General features: G+C 64.1%; 23 protein-coding genes. 12 read left to right on the top strand and 11 right to left on the bottom strand.

Translation table 11 applies throughout. The features are described 5' to 3' along the window. Positions 1-50 precede the first annotated feature (50 nt). Positions 51-365 carry a hypothetical protein gene (locus tag H7995_RS14035; RefSeq protein ID WP_166590616.1) on the top strand — a complete coding sequence of 105 codons (315 nt, stop codon included), beginning with the start codon at positions 51-53 and terminating at the stop codon, positions 363-365. Positions 366-368: 3 nt separating this feature from the next. Then, on the top strand, positions 369-548 hold the full coding sequence (locus tag H7995_RS14040; protein ID WP_095169917.1) for a DUF1289 domain-containing protein: 180 nt from the start codon (positions 369-371) through the stop codon (positions 546-548). 481 nt (positions 549-1029) lie between these two features. Here H7995_RS14040 and yghX read toward each other — a convergent pair whose 3' ends face one another. Both yghX and H7995_RS14050 read right to left on the bottom strand, forming a co-directional pair. Beyond that, positions 1030-1917 (bottom strand): YghX family hydrolase, encoded by an 888-nt coding sequence (gene yghX, locus H7995_RS14045; RefSeq protein WP_166590615.1) that lies wholly within the window; start codon positions 1915-1917, stop codon positions 1030-1032. Between the two features lie 63 nt (positions 1918-1980). Then, entirely contained in the window at positions 1981-2490 is a 510-nt protein-coding gene (locus tag H7995_RS14050) for a MaoC/PaaZ C-terminal domain-containing protein (protein ID WP_185818509.1), read from the bottom strand. A 229-nt stretch (positions 2491-2719) separates the two neighbouring features. Here H7995_RS14050 and H7995_RS14055 point away from each other — a divergent pair, with 229 nt between their 5' ends. From H7995_RS14055 to H7995_RS14065, 3 genes are all read left to right on the top strand, one after another. Then, positions 2720-3049, top strand: a complete 330-nt coding sequence (locus tag H7995_RS14055; protein ID WP_166590613.1) for a DHCW motif cupin fold protein — start codon at positions 2720-2722, stop codon at positions 3047-3049. Positions 3050-3157: 108 nt separating this feature from the next. Next, the gene (locus H7995_RS14060) at positions 3158-5065 is read left to right on the top strand and encodes a hypothetical protein (protein WP_185818510.1); all 1908 of its coding nucleotides are present in this window, start codon (positions 3158-3160) and stop codon (positions 5063-5065) included. Positions 5066-5089: 24 nt separating this feature from the next. Then, a complete protein-coding gene (locus H7995_RS14065; RefSeq protein WP_166591781.1) occupies positions 5090-5965 on the top strand; it encodes a hypothetical protein in 876 nt (291 codons plus the stop codon). Positions 5966-6096: 131 nt separating this feature from the next. Here the strand turns inward: H7995_RS14065 and H7995_RS14070 are convergent, their stop codons facing one another. From H7995_RS14070 to H7995_RS14095, 6 genes are all read right to left on the bottom strand, one after another. After that, complete coding sequence (locus H7995_RS14070; protein ID WP_185818511.1) at positions 6097-8538, bottom strand: TonB-dependent siderophore receptor; 2442 nt, start codon at positions 8536-8538, stop codon at positions 6097-6099. Positions 8539-8640: 102 nt separating this feature from the next. Further along, a complete protein-coding gene (locus H7995_RS14075; RefSeq protein WP_185818512.1) occupies positions 8641-9609 on the bottom strand; it encodes a FecR family protein in 969 nt (322 codons plus the stop codon). Further along, the gene (locus tag H7995_RS14080) at positions 9606-10112 is read right to left on the bottom strand and encodes a sigma-70 family RNA polymerase sigma factor (protein WP_095169074.1); all 507 of its coding nucleotides are present in this window, start codon (positions 10110-10112) and stop codon (positions 9606-9608) included. Before H7995_RS14080 ends, H7995_RS14075 begins: the two co-directional genes overlap by 4 nt. Before the next feature lie 95 nt (positions 10113-10207). After that, the gene (locus H7995_RS14085) at positions 10208-10678 is read right to left on the bottom strand and encodes a copper chaperone PCu(A)C (RefSeq protein ID WP_166591784.1); all 471 of its coding nucleotides are present in this window, start codon (positions 10676-10678) and stop codon (positions 10208-10210) included. Beyond that, on the bottom strand, positions 10678-11283 hold the full coding sequence (locus tag H7995_RS14090) for an SCO family protein (protein ID WP_159996503.1): 606 nt from the start codon (positions 11281-11283) through the stop codon (positions 10678-10680). The genes H7995_RS14085 and H7995_RS14090 overlap by 1 nt, the downstream gene beginning before the upstream one ends. Before the next feature lie 136 nt (positions 11284-11419). Beyond that, positions 11420-12208, bottom strand: coding sequence for an AraC family transcriptional regulator (locus H7995_RS14095; protein ID WP_095169077.1), 789 nt, complete (start codon positions 12206-12208; stop codon positions 11420-11422). A gap of 83 nt (positions 12209-12291) precedes the next feature. On the opposite strand from H7995_RS14095, the gene H7995_RS14100 reads away from it, so the two are divergent. After that, entirely contained in the window at positions 12292-13290 is a 999-nt protein-coding gene (locus tag H7995_RS14100) for a bile acid:sodium symporter family protein (RefSeq protein WP_185818513.1), read from the top strand. Between the two features lie 15 nt (positions 13291-13305). On the opposite strand, the gene H7995_RS14105 is transcribed toward H7995_RS14100, so the two are convergent. Further along, positions 13306-14352, bottom strand: a complete 1047-nt coding sequence (locus H7995_RS14105; RefSeq protein ID WP_166591786.1) for an ornithine cyclodeaminase — start codon at positions 14350-14352, stop codon at positions 13306-13308. Positions 14353-14771: 419 nt separating this feature from the next. Here H7995_RS14105 and H7995_RS14110 point away from each other — a divergent pair, with 419 nt between their 5' ends. The 6 genes from H7995_RS14110 to H7995_RS14135 all read left to right on the top strand — a co-directional run bounded on the left by H7995_RS14110 (position 14772) and on the right by H7995_RS14135 (position 20037). Next, a complete protein-coding gene (locus tag H7995_RS14110) occupies positions 14772-15533 on the top strand; it encodes an ABC transporter ATP-binding protein (RefSeq protein WP_166591787.1) in 762 nt (253 codons plus the stop codon). Positions 15534-15559: 26 nt separating this feature from the next. Then, the gene (locus H7995_RS14115; protein WP_166591788.1) at positions 15560-16342 is read left to right on the top strand and encodes a transporter substrate-binding domain-containing protein; all 783 of its coding nucleotides are present in this window, start codon (positions 15560-15562) and stop codon (positions 16340-16342) included. 271 nt (positions 16343-16613) lie between these two features. Next, positions 16614-17327 carry an ABC transporter permease gene (locus H7995_RS14120; protein ID WP_166591789.1) on the top strand — a complete coding sequence of 238 codons (714 nt, stop codon included), beginning with the start codon at positions 16614-16616 and terminating at the stop codon, positions 17325-17327. 5 nt (positions 17328-17332) lie between these two features. Next, on the top strand, positions 17333-18031 hold the full coding sequence (locus H7995_RS14125) for an ABC transporter permease (RefSeq protein WP_166591790.1): 699 nt from the start codon (positions 17333-17335) through the stop codon (positions 18029-18031). Next, positions 18031-19002: a DMT family transporter gene (locus H7995_RS14130; RefSeq protein ID WP_166591791.1), complete on the top strand. Its 972-nt coding sequence runs from the start codon at positions 18031-18033 to the stop codon at positions 19000-19002. The genes H7995_RS14125 and H7995_RS14130 overlap by 1 nt, the downstream gene beginning before the upstream one ends. Positions 19003-19020: 18 nt before the next feature. Continuing rightward, entirely contained in the window at positions 19021-20037 is a 1017-nt protein-coding gene (locus H7995_RS14135; RefSeq protein ID WP_185818514.1) for a M14 family metallopeptidase, read from the top strand. An 81-nt stretch (positions 20038-20118) separates the two neighbouring features. On the opposite strand, the gene H7995_RS14140 is transcribed toward H7995_RS14135, so the two are convergent. Beyond that, complete coding sequence (locus H7995_RS14140) at positions 20119-21252, bottom strand: branched-chain amino acid ABC transporter substrate-binding protein (protein ID WP_166591793.1); 1134 nt, start codon at positions 21250-21252, stop codon at positions 20119-20121. 48 nt (positions 21253-21300) lie between these two features. Beyond that, positions 21301-23991, bottom strand: a complete 2691-nt coding sequence (mdeB, locus tag H7995_RS14145) for an alpha-ketoglutarate dehydrogenase (RefSeq protein ID WP_166591794.1) — start codon at positions 23989-23991, stop codon at positions 21301-21303. Between the last annotated feature and the right edge of the window lie 4 nt (positions 23992-23995).

The following is a 23995-nucleotide window of genomic DNA, read 5'->3' on the forward strand; positions in this document are numbered from 1 at the left end:
CCGCTCACGTATGATGGGCGCTTTAGCTGCCCGTCATTCAAGGAACCCCCATGGCACTGAGTAAACGCGAACAGGCGCACATCGAGCGCCGCCTGATCGCTACCCTGACCGAGGCCTGCGAAACAGCCAAGGCCGAGATCGTCGGCTTCTGCTGGTTGACCCACGAGGTCGATTATCAACGGTTCCCCGCCAGCCTGCGGGTGACCTGGGTGTTCCAGGACCAGGCCCAACTGGATCGGGCGCTGGCCAGCGGTGAGGGCGAGCGCATGCTCGAGCTGACGGCAGTGGCCTTGCGGGAGGCCGAGGTGGCGTTCCAGCAGATCGCGACTCACGTGCAGTTCGCCTGCGAAGCGCTGCGGGGCTGAGCCATGGCCAAGGACATCGAGAATCCGTGCATCGCCGTCTGCCAGTTGAGCGGCGAGCTGTGTGTCAGCTGTGGCCGGACCAAGGACGACATCCGCCAATGGAAACGCATGAAGCGCCCGGAAAAGATGGCGGCGGTGCAACGGGCAACGCTACGTTTGAAGAAACTGAAAAAATCCAGCTGAACGGACTACCCCCTCTTTTTGGTGGGAGCGAGTCGGGCGGCGCTCCGTCTGCTCGCGATGGTCGTCAACGATGACGCGTACAGTCTGACACCCAGCAGCGCCCTCGGGTTTTTCGCGAGCAGGGCTCGCTCCTACAGGTTCAGTGGGCGCATGCAGGATCTGCAAGCACCGCAAATAACGGTGGGAGCGGGCTTGCCCGCGATGGTCGTCAACGATGACGCGTACAGTCTGACACCCAGCAGCGCCCTCAGGCTTTTCGCGAGCAGGGCTCGCTCCTACAGGTTCAGTGGGTGTATGCGGGATTTGCAAGCACCGCAAATAACGGTGGGCGCGGGCTGGCCCGCGATGGTCGTCAACGATGACGCGTACAGTCTGACACCCAGCAGCGCCCTCGGGTTTTTCGCGAGCAGGGCTCGCTCCCCCAGGTTGAGTGGGTACATGCAAAATCTGCGAACAACTTGGTCCCTTGTCAGGGCAGCCGCTAGACCAGGTATCGCTTGAACCACGCCAGGGTCCTGCTCCAGGCCAGTTCGGCGGCTTCCTTGTCGTAGCGCGGGGTCGAGTCGTTGTGGAAGCCGTGGTTGGCGCCGGGGTAGATGTAGGCTTCATAGGTCTTGCCATTGGCCTTCAGGGCCTGTTCATAGGCCGGCCAGCCTTCGTTGATCGCCTTGTCCAGTTCGCCGTAGTGCAACAGCAGCGGCGCCTTGATCCGTGGTACATCCTTGGCGTCCGGCTGGCGGCCATAGAAGGGCACGGCCGCCGCCAGTTCCGGGTAGGCCACTGCGGCGGCATTGGACACCCCACCGCCATAACAGAAGCCGGTCATGCCGACTTTGCCGTTGCTGGCGTCGTGTTTCATCAGCCACTCGATCGCGGCGAAAAAATCGTTCATCAGCTTCGCCGGATCGACCTTCGCCTGCAGCTCGCGCCCCTTGTCATCGTTGCCCGGATAGCCGCCAACCGAACTCAGGCCATCGGGCGCCAGGGCGAGGAAGCCGGCTTTGCCCAGGCGTCGGGCGACATCCTCGATATAGGGGTTGAGCCCGCGATTCTCATGCACCACCACCACGCTCGGCAGCTTGCCGCTGGCCTTGGCCGGACGCACCAGGTACCCGCGAACGTCGCCATGGCCTTTGGGCGAGGGGTAGGTGACGTACTCGGCGAGAATCTCTGGATCGGTAAAGGCCACCTGTTCGGCCAGCGCATAGTTGGGGCTCAGGGCGGCGAGCAGGGCACTGGCGTTCATGCCCGCGAAGGTGAACAACGCCGCACGATCGAGGAACTGGCGGCGGTTGATCCGCCCATGGGCGTAGTAGTCGTAGAGCTCCAGCAATTCAGGGGCAAAGTCTTTCGCAGTGAGACGGTTCATCTGGGCGCTCCCGTGAAAATCGTTGGCGGACCCCAGCAGCAGGAGGGGCGGGCTGTTGCGGTGTCAGGGCAGCATAGCAGGCGTCGCCAGGGCGCAGACTTCACGGGCGCCGTTGCTGGGGTCGCCTTCGGCCAGCATCCGGCTGAGGATTTCCCGTTCTTCTGCCCTCGGCAGGATGCCGCGGGTATGGGCCTGCAACACCACAACGCCGTCCTCGTTGGTCATGGTCACCGTCGCCGTGGCCCGGTCGTTGTCGGTGATCTCGGTGATGACCCAGTGGCAGGTGATGCGATCGCCTGCGTACACCGGCTTCTTGAAGTCGCACGTCATGCCTGCCGCCAGCCAGCCAATCTGCCCACCGATTTCGGTGAGCAGGCTGGCCGTCAGCAGGCCGTGGGACACCGGCGCCCGAAAGCCCCGAGCCTCGGCAAAGCGGGCATCACAATGCACCGGGTTGTAGTCACGGGAAATCTTCGCGAAGTCCTGGATGTCGGCGTCGCTGAAGTGGCGGCTGAGGGTAAAGCTGTCGCCCACCTTCAGGCCCTGGGCGGCACGCTGTCTGAGGCTGGTCACTGAGTCGTCCTTATAGTGAGGTGATCGGCGGGGCCTATCAATAAGCGGCGGGTGGTCCTGCGTCAATGAGCAATTTCATCACCCGCACAGGTACTGGCCAGGTCGGCATGAGCCCGCAACGCGATCGACCCGGCGCGCCTGTATCCCGCAAATGCAGCTCATCTGTGTCTATCGGCCGTCCTGATGGATGGGTAGTTTGCGCCGATCAACTGTGCTCAAGGAGGCACCCATGGATCTGACAAACATTCCCTTCGCCACCACCGATTGGTCAACCATCGAACCCACCCGGCACGAGGGGCAAACGGGTACGGCGTACTGGCGGACCTGCCAGTTTGCGTCGACGCGGGTGCGGATGGTGGAGTACAGCCCCGGCTACCTGGCCGATCACTGGTGCTGGCGCGGGCATATCCTGTTGTGCCTGGAAGGGGAGTTGCTCACCGAACTTGAAGACGGGCGCCAGTTCACCCTGACGCCGGGCATGAGCTATCAGGTGGGCAACGACGCTGAAGGGCACCGTTCCTCCACTGCCCAGGGGGCAAAGCTGTTCGTGGTCGATTGATGCCGGCGTGACACGTCGCACCTTCGCAGTGACTGCTAGGATTGCAGGTGGGGTTGCTACCCGGTACGCCGGCCAACGGGCTTGCCAGTACCGGAACGGAGCGCGGTCATGCCAAGTGCCAGTGAGCGGATATTCGTTGCCATTGCGGTTTCCAGGCCCGGCGGCGGGCTCGACCCGCTGCCGGGCGCCATCACGGCGGCGGAGCGGATGGCGGCCTGGGCCCGGGGGCAGGGCTACATCACCGTGCTGCTACACGATGGCAACCTGCCGGAAATCACCGTTGAGCTGCTGCGCGAGGCGATCAGCCAGGCCATCAACCAGGTCACGGACCACGCCCTGCTCAAACGGCTGGTGATCTTTTTCGCCGGCCACGGTGCGGCATTGGCGGTCGGTGACCAGTACTGGATCCTGACCCACTGGAAGAAAGACTCCAGTCAGGCGATCAAGGTCTCCGCACTGCAGCGCATGCTCGAGTACTACGGCCCGCGGCAGGTTTCAGTGATCGGTGACGCCTGCCAGGAATTTTCCGCGCAATTCATCAATCTGGTCGGCAGTGCGGTGCTCTTCCAGCCTGATGAGGAGCAACGACCCTATGAGCTGGACCAGTTCTTTGCGGTCGATGTCGGCAAGCAGGCGTTCATGATCAAGGCCCAGGGCGAGCAAAAGGATTTCTGTCTGTTCACCGAAGTCTTGCTGGATGCACTGGAGGGCGATGCCCAGGGTGACTTCTTCGATGCCGAAGGGGCGGACAGACTGGTCACCAGCCAGTCCCTGGCGCGCTACCTCGACAGCACGCTCGCCCAGCAGGCGGGCAAGTACGGGGTGCGGATGGTTGCGCGACCCCGGCCGGGGTTTTATACCGACCGTACCTACCTGAAGATTCCGGGCCCGCCCCCATTACCCGAACCACCCTCCATCCACTTCAATGCCGAGATCAATCTGCCCACCGCGGGGGCCGCCCCCTGGATTGAACTCGAACCGCCAATGCTCCAGGCCCGCGTGCGGGCAGTGGACAAGGCCAGGTTGAAAGCCCCTCGATCGGCCAAGGCTGCCTTGGCCAGCCAGACCCGGGCCTTGCAGGCAGGCCGTGAGGCCCGGCGCAAAGCCTTCGTCAGCGAGGTCGGCAGCGCCCCGGTGCGTGACCATTTCGAGACCGGGTGCGGGCTCTGCGTCAGTGGTGCCGAGGTCATCAGTGTCCAGGCGTCGAGCGCGGAGGTCAGCGCCATCGACGGGCAACCGAGCTGGTGGCGCATCGAGTTGTCCTCTGGCAGTGGCGATAGCCTGGGTTGGAGTGACGTCTTGGTGACCCTGGCCGACGGGCGCATCGTCCCGGTCTGTGTGCTCAACGGCTTTGTCGCGGCGCTGCACATCATCGACGCCGACTCGCTGAGCCTGTTCCACCGCCCGCTGGGTGCCAGCGAATACGAAGGCCGGGAAGCCATCGAGTTGCTGGCCCAGGCCCAGGCCGGCCTGCTCAGCCGCCAGGCTATCATCGATAGCGCCGTCTTGTTGCGCGACGGCAAGCACCGGATCATTACCCTCGGTTGCATCGCCGCGCAGTTCTATGACGGCCTGCGTGACGTCGACAGCCTGCGCTCGATGGCCGCGTTCTATGGGCTGCACCAGCAGCCGGTGCCGCTGGATATCATTCTCTACGGCGGCGGCACGCTTAGCGCCGTCGAGGGGCGGCTGTACGCCGACATCCCCGCAGTCGCGGCGCGTGAACCGCGTACCGCGCAAGAGCGCGAGCAACGCTTCACCTACGAGTCGACGCCGGGCTTTGCCCACCATCCGGTTGCCGGTCGTATCCCCTGGATGCGCCAGGCCTGGAGCGCGCTCGCCACCGCCCGCTGCGATGTCAGTGCGGCGACCTGGCGCCAGCAGGCGCTGGAGGTGGTGGAGCACCTGGGCCCGGGCCTGTTCAGCGTTATCCAGCCGTCCGGCGAGGCGGCCTTGGCGCAACTGGCTGACATCCAGGTCACGCAGGAGCCACTCGAACCTGTCCCACTCTCTTGAGCCACTGACGCGGAGGTCACGACCATGCGCATGATTCTGGTCCACGGTATCAACCAGCAAGGCAAAAGTTCGCAGAAAATCCTCGATGCCTGGCTTGGCCAACTGCACAAAACCTATGCGGTCCATGGGCCCGATCCGTTGGCCCGGCTGTCGCGTATCGAGGCCGCGTACTACGGCGATACGCTGGAGGCGCTCAGCTCAGTCAAGGTGCCGGACCAGGCCATTGCCCTCGGGGTCGAGGCCACGGTCGATGACTTCGATGACTTCGCGGTCGAGGCGCTGGAAGAAATCGCCCTGCGCCTGGGGGTCACCCAAGCGCAGATCCAGGCTCAGGACCAGCTCACCGTGGTGCCGCAAGGCGCCGGCATCAACAAGAAATGGGTCAAGGCGATTGCCCGGGCCATCGAAACCGTTTCCCCGCTGCGTGGCACTCTGGCCCTGCGCGTGCTGGGGCAGGCACACGCGTACATCCGCAACCAGCACGTGCACGATGAGGTCAACAAGCTGGTGCGCCCGCTGTTCGAGGACGATGAACCTGCCATCGTGGTGTCCCATTCCCTGGGCACGATTGTGGCGTACTCCCTGCTGCGCGAATTCGCCAGAAACGATCGGCCACGCCAGTCTTCGCTGTTGCTGACCCTCGGCTCGCCGCTGGGCATCGACAGCGTGCGCAAGGGATTCGCCAAGCCACGGACCCGGCCGGACAACGTGCAGCGTTGGGTCAACGGTGCCGACCCGGAAGACTTTGTCGCGTTGCGGGCCGAGCTCACCAACGACAATTTTGGCCCGGGGATCGAGAACTATCCCGACATCGACAACGGCCATGACGACCCCCATTCGATCCTCGGCTACCTCAGTGACCCGCGCATTGCCAGGGCCATCGCCCAGGCGATTCCCTGAGCCAGCAGAGGTCGGAAAGAGCCGGATGGGGCTACGTTTGCTCGCGATGAACTCAACCACAACGCATTGACTCAGGCATTGCGCGTCATTGTTAAGGTCCATCGCGAGCACGCTCGCCTGACAGTACGGATTTAGAAGCTCGGCGTGTATTTGACGCTGAACATCAGGTTGCGCGGGTCGCCGAAGTTGTTGTTGCCATCGAGCTGGTTGTAGCCCGCCGCGTAGTAGTGTTTGTCGAACAGGTTGTTGGCGTTGAGCGCCAGGCCGATTTCCGGGCTCAGTTGATAGCCCAGGCGCGCGTTCCAGAGGGTGTAGCCCGGGACGTCGTAGGTGCGCTCGTAACCCAGGGTGTGGCTTTGGCTGGTGAAGCCCAGGCCGGTGCTGACCTGGCGCCAGTCGCCGCTGAACTGGTAGTCGCTCCACACCCGTAACATGTGCTTGGGCGTCCACTGGCTGAAGACTCGCCCTTCGTTGACCGGGTCGTCGAGGTACTTGGTGGTGTTGTAGGTGTAGCCGGCAAACAGTTGCAGGCCGTCCAGCACTTCGCCGCTGATCTCGGCGTCGAGCCCCTGGCTGCGGACCTTGCCCGAGGCCGTCGAGCAGTACCAGCCATCGCACGCATAGCCCGCCGCGACGTCATTTACCGCGCGGTTTTCCTGGTCATAGCGGAACAGCGCCAGCGAGGTGTTGACCCGCCCGTCCAGCAACTCCCCCTTGAGGCCGATTTCGTAGTTGCTGCCGATCACCGGCTTGAGCACCGAGCCGCTGGCGTCGCGCTCGCTTTGCGGCTGGAACACGTCGGTGTAGCTGGTGTAGACCGACCATTGCGGGTTGAGCGCGTAGATGGCGCCGAGGAAGGGCGTGACTTCGCCGGTTTCACTCATGCTACTGGGCTCATTGACCGTAACGACGTGGCTGATGGCAGCCTCGTTGGAGGCGCTGTAGCGGTAGTCGTACCAACTGACCCGGCTGCCAAAGATCAGGGTCAGGGGCTCGATCGGCTTGACCCGCCAGGTGCCGTACAGGCCTTTTTGCCGAATGTCGTAGCGGCTGCTGGTGCCACGCCCTCCCGGGGTGTTGAGCAGGCTGTCGTAGCTGATGGCGGGGCGCTGGTGGTTGATCGCAAAAATGCTGTCGCTGCTGTCGTTGAAGGTCCGGGCGATACGGTCATCGGAGGTGAACTTGGAGTAGTTGCCACCGACGATGATTTCCTGGGCCATCGACAGGGCTTCGAAACGGCCGACCAGGTTGGCGTCCAGGCCGACCTTGGTGGAGTCGAAGTCGGTCACCCAGTCGGCATATTGCACACCGCTGCCATCGAGGTTGAGGCCATCCCCGCTGCTTTGCACCCGCTGTTGGGTCGAGTCGTTGTTTTCGTTCATGCGTACCGCGCCGACCTTGGCGCTCCAGTCGTCGTTGAAACGGTGCTCGAGGTCGGCATAGACGGTGGTGACGTCGATGTGCGAGCGGTTCCAACCGGAGCCGGTGTAGGTCGAGCGCGGAACGTCCACCGGATCGCCGTTGGCGTAGCGCGGCAGGCCCCGCAGCATGGGCCGGGCGGAGGCGTCGGAATTGCTCACGGCCAGGCCCAGGGTGGTGTCGTCCTGCAGGTCGAAGTCCAGTGCCGCGTACAACGAATGGGTCTTGCTCCATTCATAGTCGATGAACGACTGGCTCTGGTCCTCGTCTGCCACCACCCGGCCGCGCACGGTGGCGCTGCTGTTCAGCGGGCCACCGGCGTCCAGTTGCAGGCCGTAGTGATCCCAGGTCCCGGCCTTGGCCGTGAGGGCCACGGTCGGCGCGTTCTGGCCGCGCTTGCGTACCAGGTTGATCGCACCGCCCGGGCTGCCCGCGCCCTGGAGCAGGCCGGACGCACCGCGCAGTACTTCCATGCGGTCGAAGAAGATCAGGTCCTGGGTCGCCCAGTTGCCGAGCGCGTAGGTATTGCGCGGGATGGGCACGCCGTCGTACTGCCAGTCATCGATCTGGAACCCGCGGGAAGTCAGGATCATGCCTTTGCCGACGCCCTGGACGCCCACCAGGCCGGTGGTCTGGTTGGCCGCATCCTTGAGGTCGGTGAGGCCCTGGTCATCCATTTGCTTGCGGGTCAGCACGCTGACCGACTGGGGAATTTCCTTGAGGCTGTGGTTGCCCTTGCCGATGGTCACCGCGCGGGCAGCGTAGGAGCCCGAGTCCTCGGTGGTGGCGTCGGTGCTTTGTTCAACAATGCTGGTGAGCCCCAGTTGCAGGGCGTCCTGGTTGTCCGTGGTCGGTTCGACGCTGTAGTTGCCTTGCCCGGTCACGCGCAGTTGCAGGCCGCTGCCGGCCAGGGCCGTGTGCAGGGCCTGCTCGGTGGGCATCTGGCCGATCACGGCGGGTGCCAGCTTGTCCCGTACCAGGGCAGGGTCCAGGGAAATGATCTGCCCGCTCTGGCTGGCAATGGCATTCAGCGTGCGGGCCAGCGGACCGGCCGGGAGGTTGAAGGACAGGCTCTGCGCCTGTACCAGGGCAGGGCTGGCCAGGGTTGCCAGGGCAACGGCGAAGGAAAGGGCATTGGGCCACGGGTTAAACACAGCGTTCTCCTGATCGTGTGGATGTGTCAGGAGATAGGTGGGATAAGAAATGAAAACCAGACACAAATAAGATCGATTTTCAAAAAATAATCCTGGCCGCTGTCATTTCGCTTGAATCAGGGTCAGCCAGGGGCTGTAGCGCTGGACCCGGATCGGCAGGGTTTCCGCCAGGGCGGCCAGGGTTTTGTCCGGGTCGTTGAGGGTGAATACCCCTTGCACCCGCAGATCGCGAATCGCGGGGGCCACCCGGACAAAACCACGGCTGTAGGGGCGCAGGGCATCCACCACCTGTTCCAGAGGTTCGTCGAGCACGTTCAGGCGCCCGTCCAGCCAGTCGGCGCGATGCCGTTGATCACCGGCGAGACGGACTATCCGTTGCCGGTAGAGCAGAGCCGACTGGCCTTCCTGCAGGACCGCCTGGCTGCCGTCGAACAGGCTCGCCTGGACCGCATGCTCAAGCACCAGAACCCGGCTGGCATCACGCTCCTGGGCCACCAGGAAACGCGTGCCCAGCGCGCGCACTTCGCCTTGGGCGGTGCGTACGCGCAACGGACGCCGGGGATCGGCGGCCACCTGGATCAGCAGTTCGCCGTGGCGCAGGATCACCAGTCGTTGTTGTCCATCGAACTGCAAGTCGACCGCGCTCTCGGCGTTCAGGCTCAGGCGGCTGCCATCGGCCAGGTTGAAGTCCCGGCGCTGCCCACGCCCGGTGTGCAGGTCGGCGAACAGGTTGTCGCCCAGTGAACTGCGCGCCCCCAGCCACAGACCACCACCGAGCAGGCCGAGGCCGGCGATCAGCCGCAGTGCATCGCGGCGCGATTCCTGGGGTTGCAGGAGCAACTGTCGAGCTTGCGCGGCCTGGCCGGGAACCCGTCGATCAAGGGCGCGCAGGGTATTAAACGAGCCGCCGAGGCGTTCCTGCAACGTGGCCCAGGCCTGTGCGTGGGCAGGGTCCATGGCCAGCCAGGCATCGAAGCGTTCTTGCAGTCCTGCGTCGGGCTGGCCGGCGCGCAGCTTGACCATCCAGTCGATGGCCTGCTCGCTGAGAGGGTCCAGGCGCGGCGCACTCATGAGCTCATCTCGCTCAGGCAGCACTGGCGCAGGGCCTGTTTCATGTAGCGGCTGACGGTGCGCTCGGACAAGTCCAGCCGGCGGGCGATCTCGACGTACGTCAGGCCGTCCAGTTGGCTGTAGAGGAAGGTGGCCTTGACGACCAGGGGCAAGCCGTCGAGGGCCCGGTCAATCGCCACCAGGGCTTCAATCAGCTGCAATTGTTCTTCGGGGGAGGGCGCGAGCAATTCGGGAAGTGCCGACAAGCGCTCCAGGTACGCCAGCTCCAGCTTGCGCCGACGATGGCGGTCAAAGATCAGGCGGCGGGCGATGGTCGCCAGGAAGGCGCGCGGTTGTTCGATGCTGTCGGGGTCGACCCGGGCCACCAGCATCTGGCAGAAGGTATCGGCGGCAGTGTCCTCGGCGTCCGCGTGATTGCGCAGGCGACGCTGGATATGCTGCAACAGCCAGCGGTGATGGTCGCTGAAGAAGAAGCCCAGCTTGCGGGTCGAAGGGGGTTGCACCGGTCGGCTTTCCAGATGTTAGTGTGAATCGTTCTCAATACTACCTTCGAGAGGATCAACACTGCAATCGCCAACCGGTGCGCCACGACCCTGGTTTACATCTTGTGGTCGGCCATGTTCAGCGCCCGCACCGGAGCCTTGACTTCAATTGACTCTTTTTCGCCCTTGGCGTTTTCGACGATCAAGGTCAGCGGCACGGTGTCGCCTTCCTTCACCTGGGCCACCAGGTCAATCAGCATCACGTGGTAGCCGTGGGGGTCGAACGACACCGCCTTGCCGGCCGGCAGGACGACGGACTCCACCGCTTGCATGCTCATCACGTCGTTTTTCATGGTCGACTGATGCACCTGGACGATTTTCGCCGCTGGCGATTGCACGCCCAACAGCTTGCTGTCGGTGCTGGCGGTGAGGGTCATGAACGCCCCGGTGGCCTGCTGTCCGGCAACGGTGGCGCGAACCCAGGCGTCATCGACTTGGGTCTGGGCCGAGGCCTGCAAGGCCAGGCCCAGCAGGGAAACACCCAGGACCAACTGTTTGATACGGCTTTTGCTGAACGTTGCGGTCATTAGCAGACCTCCATGACAGTGAGCAGGTCTTCCGTACACTCTTGTGCCGAAAGTGACTGGGACAATCCAAGGCGCAGGGTGCCCCGGGAGTCATAAACATAACTGGTGGCGGTGTGGGACAGGGTGTAGGTCGAGCCGCTGGGGACCTTCTCGAAGAACACGTCGAACTCTTTGGCCGTAGCGGCGGTTTCTTCGAGGCTGCCGTACAGCGCGACAAACGACGGGTCGAAGGCTTTGACGTAGGCGTCGAGCACTTGTGGGGTGTCGCGTTCCGGGTCCAGGGTGATGAAGATCACCTGCAGGCGGTCGCCATCCTTGCCCATCAGCTTCTTGATTTTCGCCGCACGCGCAAGCGTGGTGGGGCAGATCGCCGGGCATTGGGTAAACCCGAAGAACACCATCGGCATCATGCCGCGAAAGCTCGACAGGGTTTGCACATCACCGTTGGTGTCTTTCAACTTGAAGGTGCGCCCCAGGATCTTGTCACTCAGGTCCTTGCCGTATTTGTACGACAGCTCGCCGCGAGTGTCGCAGCCGGTCAGCAGCCCCAGGCCCAACAGCCCCATACCTGCAATCACCTTGCGGCGATTCATCAAAACACTCATGCGTCAACGCCCTTTGGCCACCTGGCAGTCGAGTTGACCTGGCAGGGGGGTCACCGTGAAAGGGCAGCATCCTATCAAAATCGCGGCGTAGGGTGCCGGCTTCGGGACAATTGGTCGCAGCACGCTCGTCGTGCGCTCAGGGAAAGAACTCCCCGGGTGTGGCGCCGAATTGCTGGCGGAAGGCGGCGATGAAAGCCGAGGTCGAGTCGTAGCCGCAGGCCAGCGCCACGTCGGTGACGCGCTCGCCCTGTTCCAGCGGGGTCAGCGCGCCGAGCAGGCGCAAGCGCTGGCGCCAGGCACGAAAGGTCAGGCCGGTATCGCGCAGGAACAGCCGGCTGAGGGTCTTCTCGGTGACCGCGAACTTTTCGCTCCAGTGGCCCAGGGTGGTGGCCTGCTCCGGGTGCAGTTGCAGGCTCTGGTAGATTTTCTGCAGGCGACTGTCCTGGGGCAGCGGCAGCATCAGGTCGATCTGCGGCGCCTCGGCCAACTGGTCGAGCAGGACCTGCACCAGTCGCCCCTGGGCGCCGTCCTCCTGGTACTCCACCGGCATCTGGCTGAAGCGGCGGATCAGTTCGCGCAACAGGTCGCTGACTCCGAGCACATGGCATCGCGGCTGCGCCCAGGCGGTGACGCTGCAATCGAGGTACAGGCTGCGCATTTCCGTGCGCGGCGAGCTGAACACCCGGTGTGGCACGCCGGCGGGGATCCACACGGCCCGTTGCGGCGGCGCGACGAAGCGTCCGGCGCTGGTCTGCACCTCAAGCACCCCTTGAATGGCGTAGGACAACTGCACCCAGGGATGGCTGTGGCGGCGGGTCAGGGCGCGATTGGGCAGCGATTCGGTGCGCCCGTAGACCGGTCGTGGCAGGCTGGGCAGCCCGGGCACACTGCGCCGGTAGCTCTGGTCATGTCCTTTAGGCGGCATCTGCTGGCTCTTTGGCGTTAGTCGGTAATACGCAGTCACGTTAGAGTCGCCGCTACGTTCTTGGCAACCCCCGGATGATCCCGATGACCCGCCCCCGTTTCCTGCCCGACAACTTCACCCTGACCCTGATCGGCGTGGTGCTCCTGGCCAGCCTGCTGCCCGTCAGCGGCCAAGTCGCGGTCGGCTTTGGCTGGCTGACCAATGCCGCGATTGCCCTGCTGTTTTTCATGCATGGGGCCAAACTGTCCCGTGAGTCGATCATTGCCGGCGCCGGCCACTGGCGCCTGCACCTGCTGGTGTTCGGCCTGACTTTTGTACTGTTCCCGCTGGTGGGTCTGGCGCTCAAGCCGCTGCTCTCACCCATGGTCGGCAACGAGCTGTACATGGGTATGCTCTACCTCTGCGCGTTACCGGCAACGGTGCAGTCGGCGATTGCCTTTACCTCCCTGGCGCGCGGCAACATTCCGGCGGCCATCTGCAGTGCGGCGGCGTCCAGCCTGTTCGGAATCTTCCTCACGCCCTTGCTGGTGGCCTTGCTCCTGAATGTGCACGGCGATGGCGGCTCGACCCTCGATGCCATCCTCAAGATCAGCCTGCAGTTGCTGCTGCCGTTTGTGGCCGGGCAGATCGCGCGCCGCTGGATCGGCGCCTGGGTGGGGCGCAACAAGCATTGGCTGAAGTTCGTCGATCAGGGCTCGATTCTGCTGGTGGTCTACGGCGCCTTCAGCGAGGCGGTGAGCGAAGGGCTGTGGCAGCAGATTCCGCTGTGGGAACTGGCGGGCCTGGTGCTGGCTTGCTGCATCGTCCTGGCGCTGGTGCTGATCGCGGCGACGCTGCTGGGCAAAGCCTTTGGCTTCAATCAGGAAGACCGCATCACCATCTTGTTCTGCGGCTCGAAGAAAAGCCTGGCCACCGGCGTACCGATGGCCCAGGTGCTGTTCGCCGGCAGCACCATCGGTCTGTTGATCCTGCCGCTGATGCTGTTCCACCAGATTCAACTGATGGTCTGTGCGGTACTGGCCCAGCGGTATGCCAAACGCCCGGAGACGGTGGCCGAACTGATGGGCCAGGTCGATCCCTGAGCCGAGGGCGGTTACTCAGGCGCGGCGCAAGTGCGCGGCGGCCACGGGCGGCTGCAGCAGGGCGAACAGGTTTTTCGGGTCCTGTAGCGTCGGCACCAGTTCAATCTCGCTGCCGATGTCCAGGGCCTTGGCCACGTCCAGCACGTAGCGCAGGGCCGAGTAGTCCTCGAGGGCGAAACCCACGGAGTCGAACAGGGTGACTTCCTCGGGGTTTCTTCGGGCCTGTTCCTGGCCGTTGACGACTTTCCAGAACTCGACCACCGGCGAATCCGCGGGCATCTGCTGGATCTCGCCCTCGATGCGGCTTTGCGGTTCGTACTCGACGATCACCCGGGCCCGCTCGACGATCTCGCGGTGCAGCTCGGTCTTGCCAGGGCAGTCGCCCCCCACGGCATTGAGGTGCATGCCGGGTTCGATCATGTGCGGGGTGAGAATGGTCGCGTAGGCCTTGTCGGCGGTCACGGTGGTGACGATATCGGCCCCGCGCACCGCATCGGCGACGCTGGCGGCAATCGTGATCTTGAGGGCCGGGTAGGTACTCAGGTTGGCCTGCAGTTTGGCGCTGGCGGCCGGGTCGATGTCGTACAGGCTCAGTTCGTCGATGCCCAGCAGGGTGTGGAACGCCAGGGCCTGGAATTCACTTTGCGAGCCGTTGCCGATCAGCGCCATGCGTCGGCTGTCCGGGCGGGCCAGGTAGCGCGCGGCCAGGGCGGAAGTGGCGGCGGTGCGAATGGCGGTGGTCAGGGTCATCTCGCTGAGCAGGACTGGCTTGCCCGTATCGACATCCCCCAGCGCACCAAAGGCCATGACCGTCAGCAGGCCGTTGTGGGTGTTCTTCGGGTGGCCGTTGACGTACTTGAAGGCGTACAGCGCAGCATCCGACACCGGCATCAACTCGATCACGCCCTCGGGCGAATGGTTGGCCAGGCGGGCACATTTCTCGAAGTCTTCCCAGCGCAGGTAGTCCTGGCGGATGTACTCGGCCATCTCAGTCAGGCAGCAGGTCAGGCCTTTGGCCTGGACGAGGCGGCTCAGGTCATTGACGTCAACGTAACGGGTCATAGGCGTACCTTTTTATTAGTGTTTGAGGGGGAGATGCAGGGGGTTGGCCATAGCGCCATTGTCGGGGCAATCGTCGGACAATCTCGGCCAATCCGTGGCCATGGCGCAGCGGTTGCGGTCGAAAACCCCAGCCCCACAGCCGAATCGGCTGTGGCATTCAGTGCACCACCAATCCGCGGCCGCTGCCATCGGCACTGTCGTGAAAACGACCTGTTGGCATCGAACGCGAACCCCGCCGAGTTTTCTGTTGAACGACTGTTCAGCTTGAACTATGTTGAGCGCACCTTCTTTCCCCGGCTGGTTGCGGGCTTGGCTTTCTTCTTTTCGAACGAGGCACTGGCATGCGGTTTTCACCCTTGGTAGAGCGAATCCCAGGCCTGGATGCTGACGTCAGGGAAACTCCTCAGGCAGCCCGGACGATGATCGAGGTCGATCGCCTGCATAAACGTTTCGGCAATATCGAGGTGCTCAAGGGCGTCTCGTTGACGGCCCGCGAAGGCGAAGTGGTTTCGCTGATCGGCGCCAGTGGCTCGGGCAAAAGCACCTTGCTGCGCTGCATCAACATGCTCGAAGTGCCGGACCAGGGGCGCGTCCTGGTGGACGGCGAAAGCATCCGCCTCAACCATTCCCGTCCCGGCGCGCCGTTGGTGTCCGACGCCAGGCAACTGGTGCGGATTCGTTCGAGCCTGGGCATGGTGTTCCAGAACTTCAACCTCTGGCCCCATCGCACGGTACTGGAGAACCTGATCGAGGCGCCGACCCAGGTCCTGCGCGAGAGCCGGGCCGAGGCCACCGAACGCGCTGAAGCCTTGCTCGAACGAGTGGGGCTGGCCGCCAAGCGCAATGAATACCCGGCATTTCTTTCCGGCGGCCAACAGCAGCGGGTGGCTATCGCCCGGGCCCTGGCCATGCGTCCCAAAGTCATGCTGTTCGATGAACCCACCTCGGCCCTCGACCCGGAACTGGTGGGCGAGGTGCTGCGGGTGATCCGCTCACTCGCCGAAGAAGGCCGGACCATGATCCTGGTGACCCATGAAATGGCCTTCGCCCGCGATGTCTCATCCAACGTCGCTTTTCTGCACCAGGGGCTGATCGAGGAAAGCGGTACGCCGGACCAAGTGTTTGTACACCCACGCAGCGAGCGTTGCCGGCAGTTCGTCAACGCTCATCAGACTCGCTAAAGCACAATAACAAGACGGGAAACATCATGGTAAATCGACGTTTGGCAAACTGGTTGACGGGCGTGGCCTGCGTGATGCTGGCCGGCATGAGCGCCGCGCAGGCACAGCCGATCAGGTTCGCGGTGGCGGCCGAACCCTATCCGCCGTACACCGAGAAGCAGGCCAACGGTGAGTGGAAAGGTTTTGAGGTCGACCTGATCCACAAGCTGTGCAGCGAAATGAAGGCCGAGTGCGAGATCAAGGAAGTGGCGTGGGACGGCATCATCCCCTCGCTGCTGGCGAAGAAGATCGACGTGATTTTTTCCTCGATGTCAGTCACCAGCGAACGCGAGAAACAGATCGCCTTCAGCAAGGCCTACTACGACTCGGCGATCGCCGTGGTCGGGCCCAAGGGCAGCACGGTGAGCAAGTACCCGGATGACCTCAAGGGCAAGATCATCGGCGTGCAGAACTCCACCGTCAGCGCCAGCTACCTGAAGGCCAAATACGAAAAAATCGCCGACGTGAAGTACTACGACACCCAGGACTCGGCCAACGCCGACCTGATCGCCGGGCGTCTTGACCTGATGATGGCCGACGGCACCGCCATGACTGAGTTCGTCAAGACGGCCGATGCCAAGGACCTCGCCTACCTGAGTACCGTGCCGTACGACCCGATCTTCGGCAAAGGCGTCGGCGCCGGCCTGCGCAAGGACGACGCCGCACTCAAGGCACGCCTGGACCAGGCGATCCAGACCCTGCTGGCGAGCAAGGACTATGACGACCTGTCGCAACACTACTTCGGAACCAGCGTAAAACCCGCCTTCTGACGACGGCACGCGCAATCTGCAACCAATCCCCCTGTGGGCGCGATGAGGCCTTTGGATTATGCGCCATGGCTCAGGCCGCCATCGCTGGCAGGCCAGCTCCCACATGGGGTGCAGTGGTGCACATGATGATGCTGTGAACCCGGTCTGTGGGAGCGAGCCTGCTCGCGATGGTCGTTAACGATAACGCGCCGAGCCTGATTCAACGCGGCGTTCTTGAGTCGTTCGCGAGCAAGACCCACAGGGGGTTGGCGGTCGGTAACCGGAGAGTGAAATGCCTGCAATGTTCGAATTGATCGGCTTCAGCGAACAAGGCTGGGGTGGGGCTTTGTTGCGCGGGTTGTGGATGACCCTGCAGATATCCGCCGGGGCCTTCGTGGTCGGGCTGCTGATCGGCCTGGTGGTGGCCTGCCTCAAGCTGGGCGCGCCGAAACCGATCGCCGCCCTGATGCGCGGCTACACCACCTTGTTCCGTGCGGTCCCGGAACTGCTGTTGATCCTGCTGCTGTACTACGTCGGTTCCATGCTGCTCAACGCCCTTATGGCGCGCATGGGCTACGACGCGCTCGACGTCAGCGGGCCACTGGCGGCGATCCTCGTCCTGGGGTTGGTGCAGGGGGCGTACGCTTCGGAGATTTTCCGCGCGGCAATCCAGGCAATACCTTTCGGCCTGATCGAGGCGGGAAGAGCCTTCGGCCTCAGCGGCTTTGGCCTGTTCCGGCGCGTCACCCTGCCGATCATGGCGCCCTATGCGATGGCCGGCATGGCCAACCTGTGGATCAACCTGATCAAGGACAGCGCCCTGATCAGCGTGGTCGGCACCAACGAGTTGCTGTACACCGCCAAGCAGGGCGCGGGTTCGACCCGTCACTACCTGCTGTTCTACCTCACCGCCGCCGCGCTGTATTACGCGGTGACGCTACTGTCCAACTACCTGTCGGGACGGCTGGAGCGACGCATTCGTCGCTGGATGCCATTGGCTGAGTAAATGACATGATTGCAGCGTGGATAACCGAGTACGCGGCCCTGTTGGGCCGAGGGTTGCAGACCACCATCAGCCTGCTGTTGATCGCCAGCGTGCTGGGCTTCGTCCTGGCGGTGCTGGTGGCCCTGGCGCGGATCTCGAAAAACCGCCTGCTGGCCAAGGCCAGCCTGTTCTACACCAGCCTGTGGCGCGGAACGCCGCTGCTGATCCAGATCTACATCTTCTACTACGGCCTGGGCAGCCTGTTTGCCCAGTTCCCGCTGCTGCGCGCCAGCTTCCTCTGGCCCTACCTGCGCGATGGCTACTGGTACATCGTGTTCGCCCTGGTGCTGTCGGTGGGGGCCTATGTCGGTGAAGTGATTCGCGGTGGCCTGCTGGCCGTGCCCAAGGGCGAGATGGAAGCGGCCTCGGCCTTTGGCATGACCGCGCGCCAGGCGCTGCTGCGGGTGCGCCTGCCTCGGGCGATGCGCCTGCTGTTACCGACCCTGGCCGGCGAGTGCGTGATGCTGCTCAAGTCCACGGCGCTGGCCTCGACCATCGCGGTGATCGACCTGCTGGGCGCGGCCAACGTCGTCCGGGCCCAGACCCTGCAGGTCTATGAACCGTTGCTGCTGGTGGCCCTGGTGTACGTTTGCCTGACGTTTTTGATCGAGGCGCTGTTTGCCTTCGTCGAACGCCGCGGCACCCCTGTGCGCAGGTCGGTGTGATGAACAGTTCGCGCGTCGACCGTTCATTGCAGGGCATTGGCCTGTGCACCCTGGGCTACGCCTTCCTGGCCTTGCAGGACGCGGCTATCAAGTGGCTGGTGGCCGATTACTCGGTGGTCAGCATCCTGTTCTGGCGCGGCCTGGTGGTGGTCGTCGCCTGCCTGCTGGTGGGCCGCCTGCAACTGGTGCAACGGGCCTGGCGTTCGCCGAGCCGGCGTTTGCTGGTGGTGCGCGGCCTGTTGTCGATTGTCGCCTGGCTGCTGTATTACACCGCCGCCCGCGACCTGACGCTGGCGGAGATGACGACCCTGTATTTCTCGGCACCGATCATGGTCACGGTGCTGGCGGCGTTGATGCTCAAGGAGCGCGCCAACGCCTGGCAGTGGGTGAGCCTGATCATCGGTTTTGTCGGAGTGGTGATTGCCTGCCGCCCGACCCAGATACAGGACCCCTGGCCGGTGGTGCTGACCCTGTTGGCCGCCATGTGCTGGGCCTTCACCTACATCCAGTTACGCCAGGTCGATGAACAGACCTCAGTGCTGGAGCAGATGCTGATCACCAATGGGGTGTTTGTGGTGTGCATGCTGGTGGCGCTGCCCTGGACCCACACCCCGGCACCGACCCCGGCCTGGCTGGGCATGCTTGCGGCGGGGCTGGTGGGCGGGATCGGCCAGTTCCTGCTGTTCGCCAGCTTCCAGCGGGCCACCGCGACCTTGCTCGCCCCCTTCGAGTACACCGGGCTGATCTGGGCCTTTGCCCTGTCGAGCCTGGTCTGGGGCACGCTGCTGGACGGCTCGCTGATCCTGGGCGCCGGGTTGATCGCGGTCAGCGGCACCCTGGCGATGATCTTTGGTCGGCATGGCTCCCAGGAGGTGGTCGGTGCTGAATGTTCGGTCTCGCAGCCGCTGTATCCGCCGGTGACGCAGGAGCAGGCCGAGTGCGACCGACAATCCATTGAGCAGCAGCAATGAACAGGGGAGGACAGGGGGATGGCCGAGGATATTTCATTCAGTGTGCCGAACAATAACGGCGACCCGGTGCGGGTCGGCGCCTGGCGTTTCGCCGGCGATGGCCAGGGACCGACCGTGCACCTGCAGGCTGCGGTGCACGCCGATGAAATCGCCGGCATGCTGGTGCTGCACCTGCTGATGCCCAAGCTGGCGCGAGCCGAAGCCGCGGGCCGGCTCAAGGGCTCGGTCACGGTGGTGCCCCAGGCCAATCCGCTGGGCATCGGACAGTTTCGCCAGGGGCGGATTCTTGGGCGTTTCCACGAGGCCACGGGGCACAATTTCAACCGTGGATTCGACCAGTCGGCGGCGATGCTCCAGCCGTCCACCGTGGTTCAGCACTGGCAAAAAAGCCTGGTGCAATTGGCCTCCAACGCCGACGTGGTGCTGGACCTGCACACCGACGATGAAGCCTTGCCCTACCTCTACCTGCACCGCAGCTTCTGGCCCCGCGGCCGCGCGCTGGCGGCGGCGATGCGCATGGAGGTGGTGATCATCTGGGATGACGGCGGTGACGGTTCGTTCGAAGAAACCCTGATAACCCCCTGGCTCCGTACGGGGGGGAACGAGCGGCAAATGGCCGCGACCCTGGAGCTGCGCGGGCAGGGCGATGTCAGCGATGACCATGCCACGCAGGACGCCGAGGGCCTGTATGCCTGGCTGTGTGGCCATGGGGTCATTGATGAGGCGCGTGAGCCTGCGGACTGGCCCGTGGAGGCCATGGACATGGGCCAGATGGAAACCATTCTGGCGCCGCGTGCGGGGGTGCTGGTGTTTGAAAAGACGCTGGGGGATTTCGTCGAGCAAGGGCAACGGTTTGCGCGGATCATCGGGCGCCCGGGGGATCCGTCTTCCGAGGTGGTGTTGCTGGCCGAGCAGGCCGGGCGGATGGTCACCCGCTATCGGGACCGCCTGGTGCCCCAGGGCATGGTGGTGGCGAAATTCACCGGCAGCCAGGTGTCGCGCAACTGGAACGGTGGGTTGCTGGACCCGGATTAAGGCAAGCGGTGCGCGCCGATCAGTCAAGCGACAGCAGTTGCTACAAGGGCTGCGCAAATTGCTTAACTGATCGGCATAGCGTCAGAGACCGGCGCTTTGCTCAGCTTCGGTCTTCGGCTTGCCGTAGTGCCATTCGTAGACCACGAACTTGAAGTCCTTGAGGTCGCCTTTTTCATCGAAGCTCAGGTCACCGGTAGGAGTCTTGAAGGTGCCGCTGTGGATCGCGGCGGCAACTTTTTCCGGGTCTTCGCTCTTGGCCGCGACGATCGCGCCGGCAATCACGTCCACCGCCGAGTAGGTCGGCAGCACAAACGGGCCGCTGGGGTTTTCCTGTTTCGCGGTGAATGCGGCCACCAGCGCCTGGTTGGCCGGGTCCTGGTCGAAGGATTTGGGCAGGGTTACCAGCATGCCTTCGGCCGCGTCCTTGGCGATCTGCGAGATCGAGTCGTTACCCACGCCCTCCGGCCCCATGAAGCGGGCGCTGAGGCCTTTTTCCTTGGCCTGGCGCAACAGCAGGCCCATTTCCGGGTGGTAGCCGCCGAAGTACACGAAGTCGACATTGGCCTGCTTGAGCTTGGTCAGGATCGAGGAGTAGTCGCGTTCGCCGACGTTGATGCCTTCGAACATCGCCACCTTGATGCCTTCCTTGCCGAGGATATCGCGCACCGAGGTGGCGATGCCTTCACCGTACTGCTGCTTGTCGTGCAGCACCGCGACATTGGCCGGTTTCAGGCCCACGATGTAGCGCGCCGCCGCCGGGCCCTGGGCGTTGTCCAGGCCGATGGTGCGGAAGATCATCTTGTAGCCGCGGGCGGTCAGTTCCGGGCTGGTTGCCGCTGGCGTGATCATCACGATGCCTTCGTCTTCATAGATATCCGACGCTGGCTGGGTGGAGCTGGAGCACAGGTGCCCGACCACGTACTTGATGCCGTCGTTGACCACTTTGTTGGCGACCGCCACCGCCTGCTTGGGGTCGCAGGCATCGTCGTATTCCACGGCCACCAGCTGTTTGCCGTCGACGCCGCCACGGGCGTTGATCTGCTCGATGGCCATGCGGGCACCGCTGAACTGCATGTCACCGTATTGCGCCACCGGGCCGGTTTTCGGCCCGGCGATGCCGATGCGGATGGTGTCCTCAGCCAGGGCATGGCAGGACAGGCCGGCAAGGATCATGGCGCTGAGCAGTTGGGTGGTTTTTTTATTGATACGACTCATGGTGTTCCACTCCTGTGGGTAATGACTCATAAAGGTCTTGCAGTTGATTCAGCGATCCCAGGGCGCGCTGCGCGATGGATCGGGGCGGTAGCGGCGGATCGCCTCGCTGAGTATGCCAGCGTCGAGGCCATCATGGTCCACCAGACTTTTTAAACCGGCCAGGGCAATGCTGTGCTGATCCACCTCAAAGAACTGCCGCAGGTTGGCCCGGTTGTCGCTGCGGCCGAACCCGTCGGTGCCCAGGGTGGTGTAGGGCGCCTCCAGGTATTGGCCGATCAGTTGCGGCCAGGCACGCACGTAGTCGCTGGCGGCGATGATCGGCTGGCGACCGCCGAGTTGGTCTTGCAGATGACTGCGGCGCGGCTCGCCAGTGTGCAGGCGATTGTCGCGCTCGATCTCGCGGGCCTCGCGCGCCAGTTCGCTGAAGCTGGTGGCGCTGAACACCTCGGTGTGAATGCCCCAGTCATTGGCGAGCAGTTCGCTGGCAGCGAGCACTTCACGCAAGATCGCCCCGGAGCCCACCAGGCGCAGGCGAATGCGCGACGCCTCGGTACAACTGCGCGAGTAGCGATACAGGCCCCGCAGGACATCGGCATGCAGGCTGTCGTCGAGGCTCGGCTGCGGGTAGTTTTCGTTCATCACCGCGACGTAGTGGAACTCGTCGCACTGCTGTTCCAGCAGGCGCCGGGCCGCGTGGTCGAGGATCACGGCCAGTTCCCCGGCAAAACACGGGTCCCAGGCGCGGCAGTTGGGCACCATCGCCGCCATCACCAGGCTGGAGCCGTCCTGGTGTTGCAGGCCCTCGCCACCGAGGGTGGTGCGACCGGCCGTGGCGCCGAGCAGAATACCCCGGGAGCGCTGGTCGGCGGCGGCCCAGATCAGGTCGCCGACCCGCTGGAAGCCGAACATCGAGTAGTAGATGTACACCGGCAGCATCGGCACGCCGTGCACGGAATAGGAGGTCGCGGCCGCGACCCAGGAGGACAGGGCGCCGGCCTCGGTGATGCCTTCTTCGAGCAACTGGCCATTGCGTGACTCCCGGTAGGAGAGGATCGAGCCGCTGTCTTCCGGTTCGTACAACTGGCCGTGGGGCGAGTAGATGCCGATCTGGCGGAACAGGCTGGCCATGCCAAACGTGCGCGCTTCATCGGCGACGATCGGCACCACCCGCGGCCCCAGCTCTGGCGCCTTGAGCCAGGCGGTCAGCAGGCGCACGGCGGCCATGGTGGTGGACATTTCCTTGCCTTCGGCCTTGAGGGCAAAACCGCCGGACAGCGCCAGCGCCGGCACCGGGATCTGCGGCGCAGCGCTCTTGCGCGCCGGCAGCGGACCGCCCAGGGCCTGGCGCCGGGCGCGCAGGTAGCGCATTTCGGCGCTGTCCTCGGGCGGACGATAGAAGCGCAACTGCTCGACATCCTGGTCCGACAACGGCAGGTGGAAGCGGTCGCGGAACGCCAGCAGGGCGGCGACATCCAGTTTTTTCGCCTGGTGCGCGGTCATCCGCGACTCGCCGGCCGCGCCGATGCCATAGCCCTTTTTGGTCTTGGCCAGGATCACCGTCGGCCGGCCCTTGCAGGCCTTGGCGGCGGCGAAGGCGGCGTGCAGTTTGCGCAAGTCATGGCCGCCGCGCTTGAGGCCATTGATCTCCTCGACGCTCATGTGTTCCACCAGGCGCCGCACGTGCGGGTCCTTCTGGAAGAAGTGCTCCAGGTTGTAGGCACCGTCATGGGCACCCAGGGTCTGGTATTCGCCGTCCGGGGTGGCCGCCAGGCGCTTGAGCAGCACGTTGTCGGTGTCGCGGGCAAACAGTGCATCCCACTCCGAGCCCCACAGCACCTTGATCACGTTCCAGCCGGCACCGGCGAACAGCGCTTCGAGCTCCTGGATGATCTGGCCGTTGCCGCGCACCGGGCCGTCCAGGCGTTGCAGGTTGCAGTTGACGATAAAGGTCAGGTTGTCCAGTTGCTCGCGGGCGGCCAGGGACAGGCCGGCAATGGACTCGGGTTCGTCCATCTCGCCGTCGCCAAACACCCCCCAGACGTGCCGGCCCTCGGTCTGCAGCAGTTCGCGGTGCTGCAGATAACGCATGAACCGCGCCTGGTACACCGCGCTGATCGGACCGATGCCCATGGAGCCGGTGGGGAACTGCCAGAAGTCCGGCATCAGCCAGGGGTGAGGGTAGGAACACAGCCCGGGGCCGTTGATTTCCTGGCGGTAGTTGGCCAGTTGTTCTTCGCTCAAGCGCCCTTCGAGAAAGGCCCGGGCATACACCCCGGGTGCCGAGTGCGGCTGGAAAAACACCAGGTCGGCGTTGCGCTGGCCAGTGTCGCCATCGCCACGGAAAAAATGCTGGAAACCGACCTCGAAGATCTCCGCCGCCGAGGCGTAACTGGCGATATGGCCACCCAGTTCACCGTAGGCATGGTTGGCCCGGACCACCATGGCCAGGGCGTTCCAGCGCAGCAGGCCGGTGATGCGCTCTTCCAGCAGCAGGTCGCCGGGGTAGGTGCCCTGTTGCTCCAGCGACAGGGTGTTGCGGTAGGCGGAAAAGGCCTGGGCGTCGCGGTTGATGCCGTGTTCACCGGCGTATTCTTCCAGGCGCTTGAGCAGGTAGCGGGCGCGCTCAGGGCCACAGGCGGCGAGGGTCGAGGCCAGGGCGTCGAGCCATTCGCGGGTTTCTTGCGGGTCGTCATCCTGGGCGCAGGGGATGCCCTCATGACGCGAAACTGGCGTAGTCATCGTG

This window comes from Pseudomonas kielensis (assembly GCF_014236655.1).
Taxonomy (GTDB): domain Bacteria; phylum Pseudomonadota; class Gammaproteobacteria; order Pseudomonadales; family Pseudomonadaceae; genus Aquipseudomonas; species Aquipseudomonas kielensis.

What these genes read in the sequence shown, in the direction of transcription:
- H7995_RS14035 (WP_166590616.1), top strand. Translation starts at nt 51, where the DNA reads ATGGCACTGAGTAAACGCGAACAGGCGCACATCGAGCGCCGCCTGATC.
- H7995_RS14040 (WP_095169917.1), top strand. Translation starts at nt 369, where the DNA reads ATGGCCAAGGACATCGAGAATCCGTGCATCGCCGTCTGCCAGTTGAGC.
- yghX (WP_166590615.1), bottom strand. Translation starts at nt 1,917, where the DNA reads ATGAACCGTCTCACTGCGAAAGACTTTGCCCCTGAATTGCTGGAGCTC.
- H7995_RS14055 (WP_166590613.1), top strand. Translation starts at nt 2,720, where the DNA reads ATGGATCTGACAAACATTCCCTTCGCCACCACCGATTGGTCAACCATC.
- H7995_RS14060 (WP_185818510.1), top strand. Translation starts at nt 3,158, where the DNA reads ATGCCAAGTGCCAGTGAGCGGATATTCGTTGCCATTGCGGTTTCCAGG.
- H7995_RS14065 (WP_166591781.1), top strand. Translation starts at nt 5,090, where the DNA reads ATGCGCATGATTCTGGTCCACGGTATCAACCAGCAAGGCAAAAGTTCG.
- H7995_RS14075 (WP_185818512.1), bottom strand. Translation starts at nt 9,609, where the DNA reads ATGAGTGCGCCGCGCCTGGACCCTCTCAGCGAGCAGGCCATCGACTGG.
- H7995_RS14085 (WP_166591784.1), bottom strand. Translation starts at nt 10,678, where the DNA reads ATGACCGCAACGTTCAGCAAAAGCCGTATCAAACAGTTGGTCCTGGGT.
- H7995_RS14090 (WP_159996503.1), bottom strand. Translation starts at nt 11,283, where the DNA reads ATGAGTGTTTTGATGAATCGCCGCAAGGTGATTGCAGGTATGGGGCTG.
- H7995_RS14095 (WP_095169077.1), bottom strand. Translation starts at nt 12,208, where the DNA reads ATGCCGCCTAAAGGACATGACCAGAGCTACCGGCGCAGTGTGCCCGGG.
- H7995_RS14100 (WP_185818513.1), top strand. Translation starts at nt 12,292, where the DNA reads ATGACCCGCCCCCGTTTCCTGCCCGACAACTTCACCCTGACCCTGATC.
- H7995_RS14105 (WP_166591786.1), bottom strand. Translation starts at nt 14,352, where the DNA reads ATGACCCGTTACGTTGACGTCAATGACCTGAGCCGCCTCGTCCAGGCC.
- H7995_RS14110 (WP_166591787.1), top strand. Translation starts at nt 14,772, where the DNA reads ATGATCGAGGTCGATCGCCTGCATAAACGTTTCGGCAATATCGAGGTG.
- H7995_RS14115 (WP_166591788.1), top strand. Translation starts at nt 15,560, where the DNA reads ATGGTAAATCGACGTTTGGCAAACTGGTTGACGGGCGTGGCCTGCGTG.
- H7995_RS14120 (WP_166591789.1), top strand. Translation starts at nt 16,614, where the DNA reads ATGCCTGCAATGTTCGAATTGATCGGCTTCAGCGAACAAGGCTGGGGT.
- H7995_RS14125 (WP_166591790.1), top strand. Translation starts at nt 17,333, where the DNA reads ATGATTGCAGCGTGGATAACCGAGTACGCGGCCCTGTTGGGCCGAGGG.
- H7995_RS14130 (WP_166591791.1), top strand. Translation starts at nt 18,031, where the DNA reads ATGAACAGTTCGCGCGTCGACCGTTCATTGCAGGGCATTGGCCTGTGC.
- H7995_RS14135 (WP_185818514.1), top strand. Translation starts at nt 19,021, where the DNA reads ATGGCCGAGGATATTTCATTCAGTGTGCCGAACAATAACGGCGACCCG.
- H7995_RS14140 (WP_166591793.1), bottom strand. Translation starts at nt 21,252, where the DNA reads ATGAGTCGTATCAATAAAAAAACCACCCAACTGCTCAGCGCCATGATC.
- mdeB (WP_166591794.1), bottom strand. Translation starts at nt 23,991, where the DNA reads ATGACTACGCCAGTTTCGCGTCATGAGGGCATCCCCTGCGCCCAGGAT.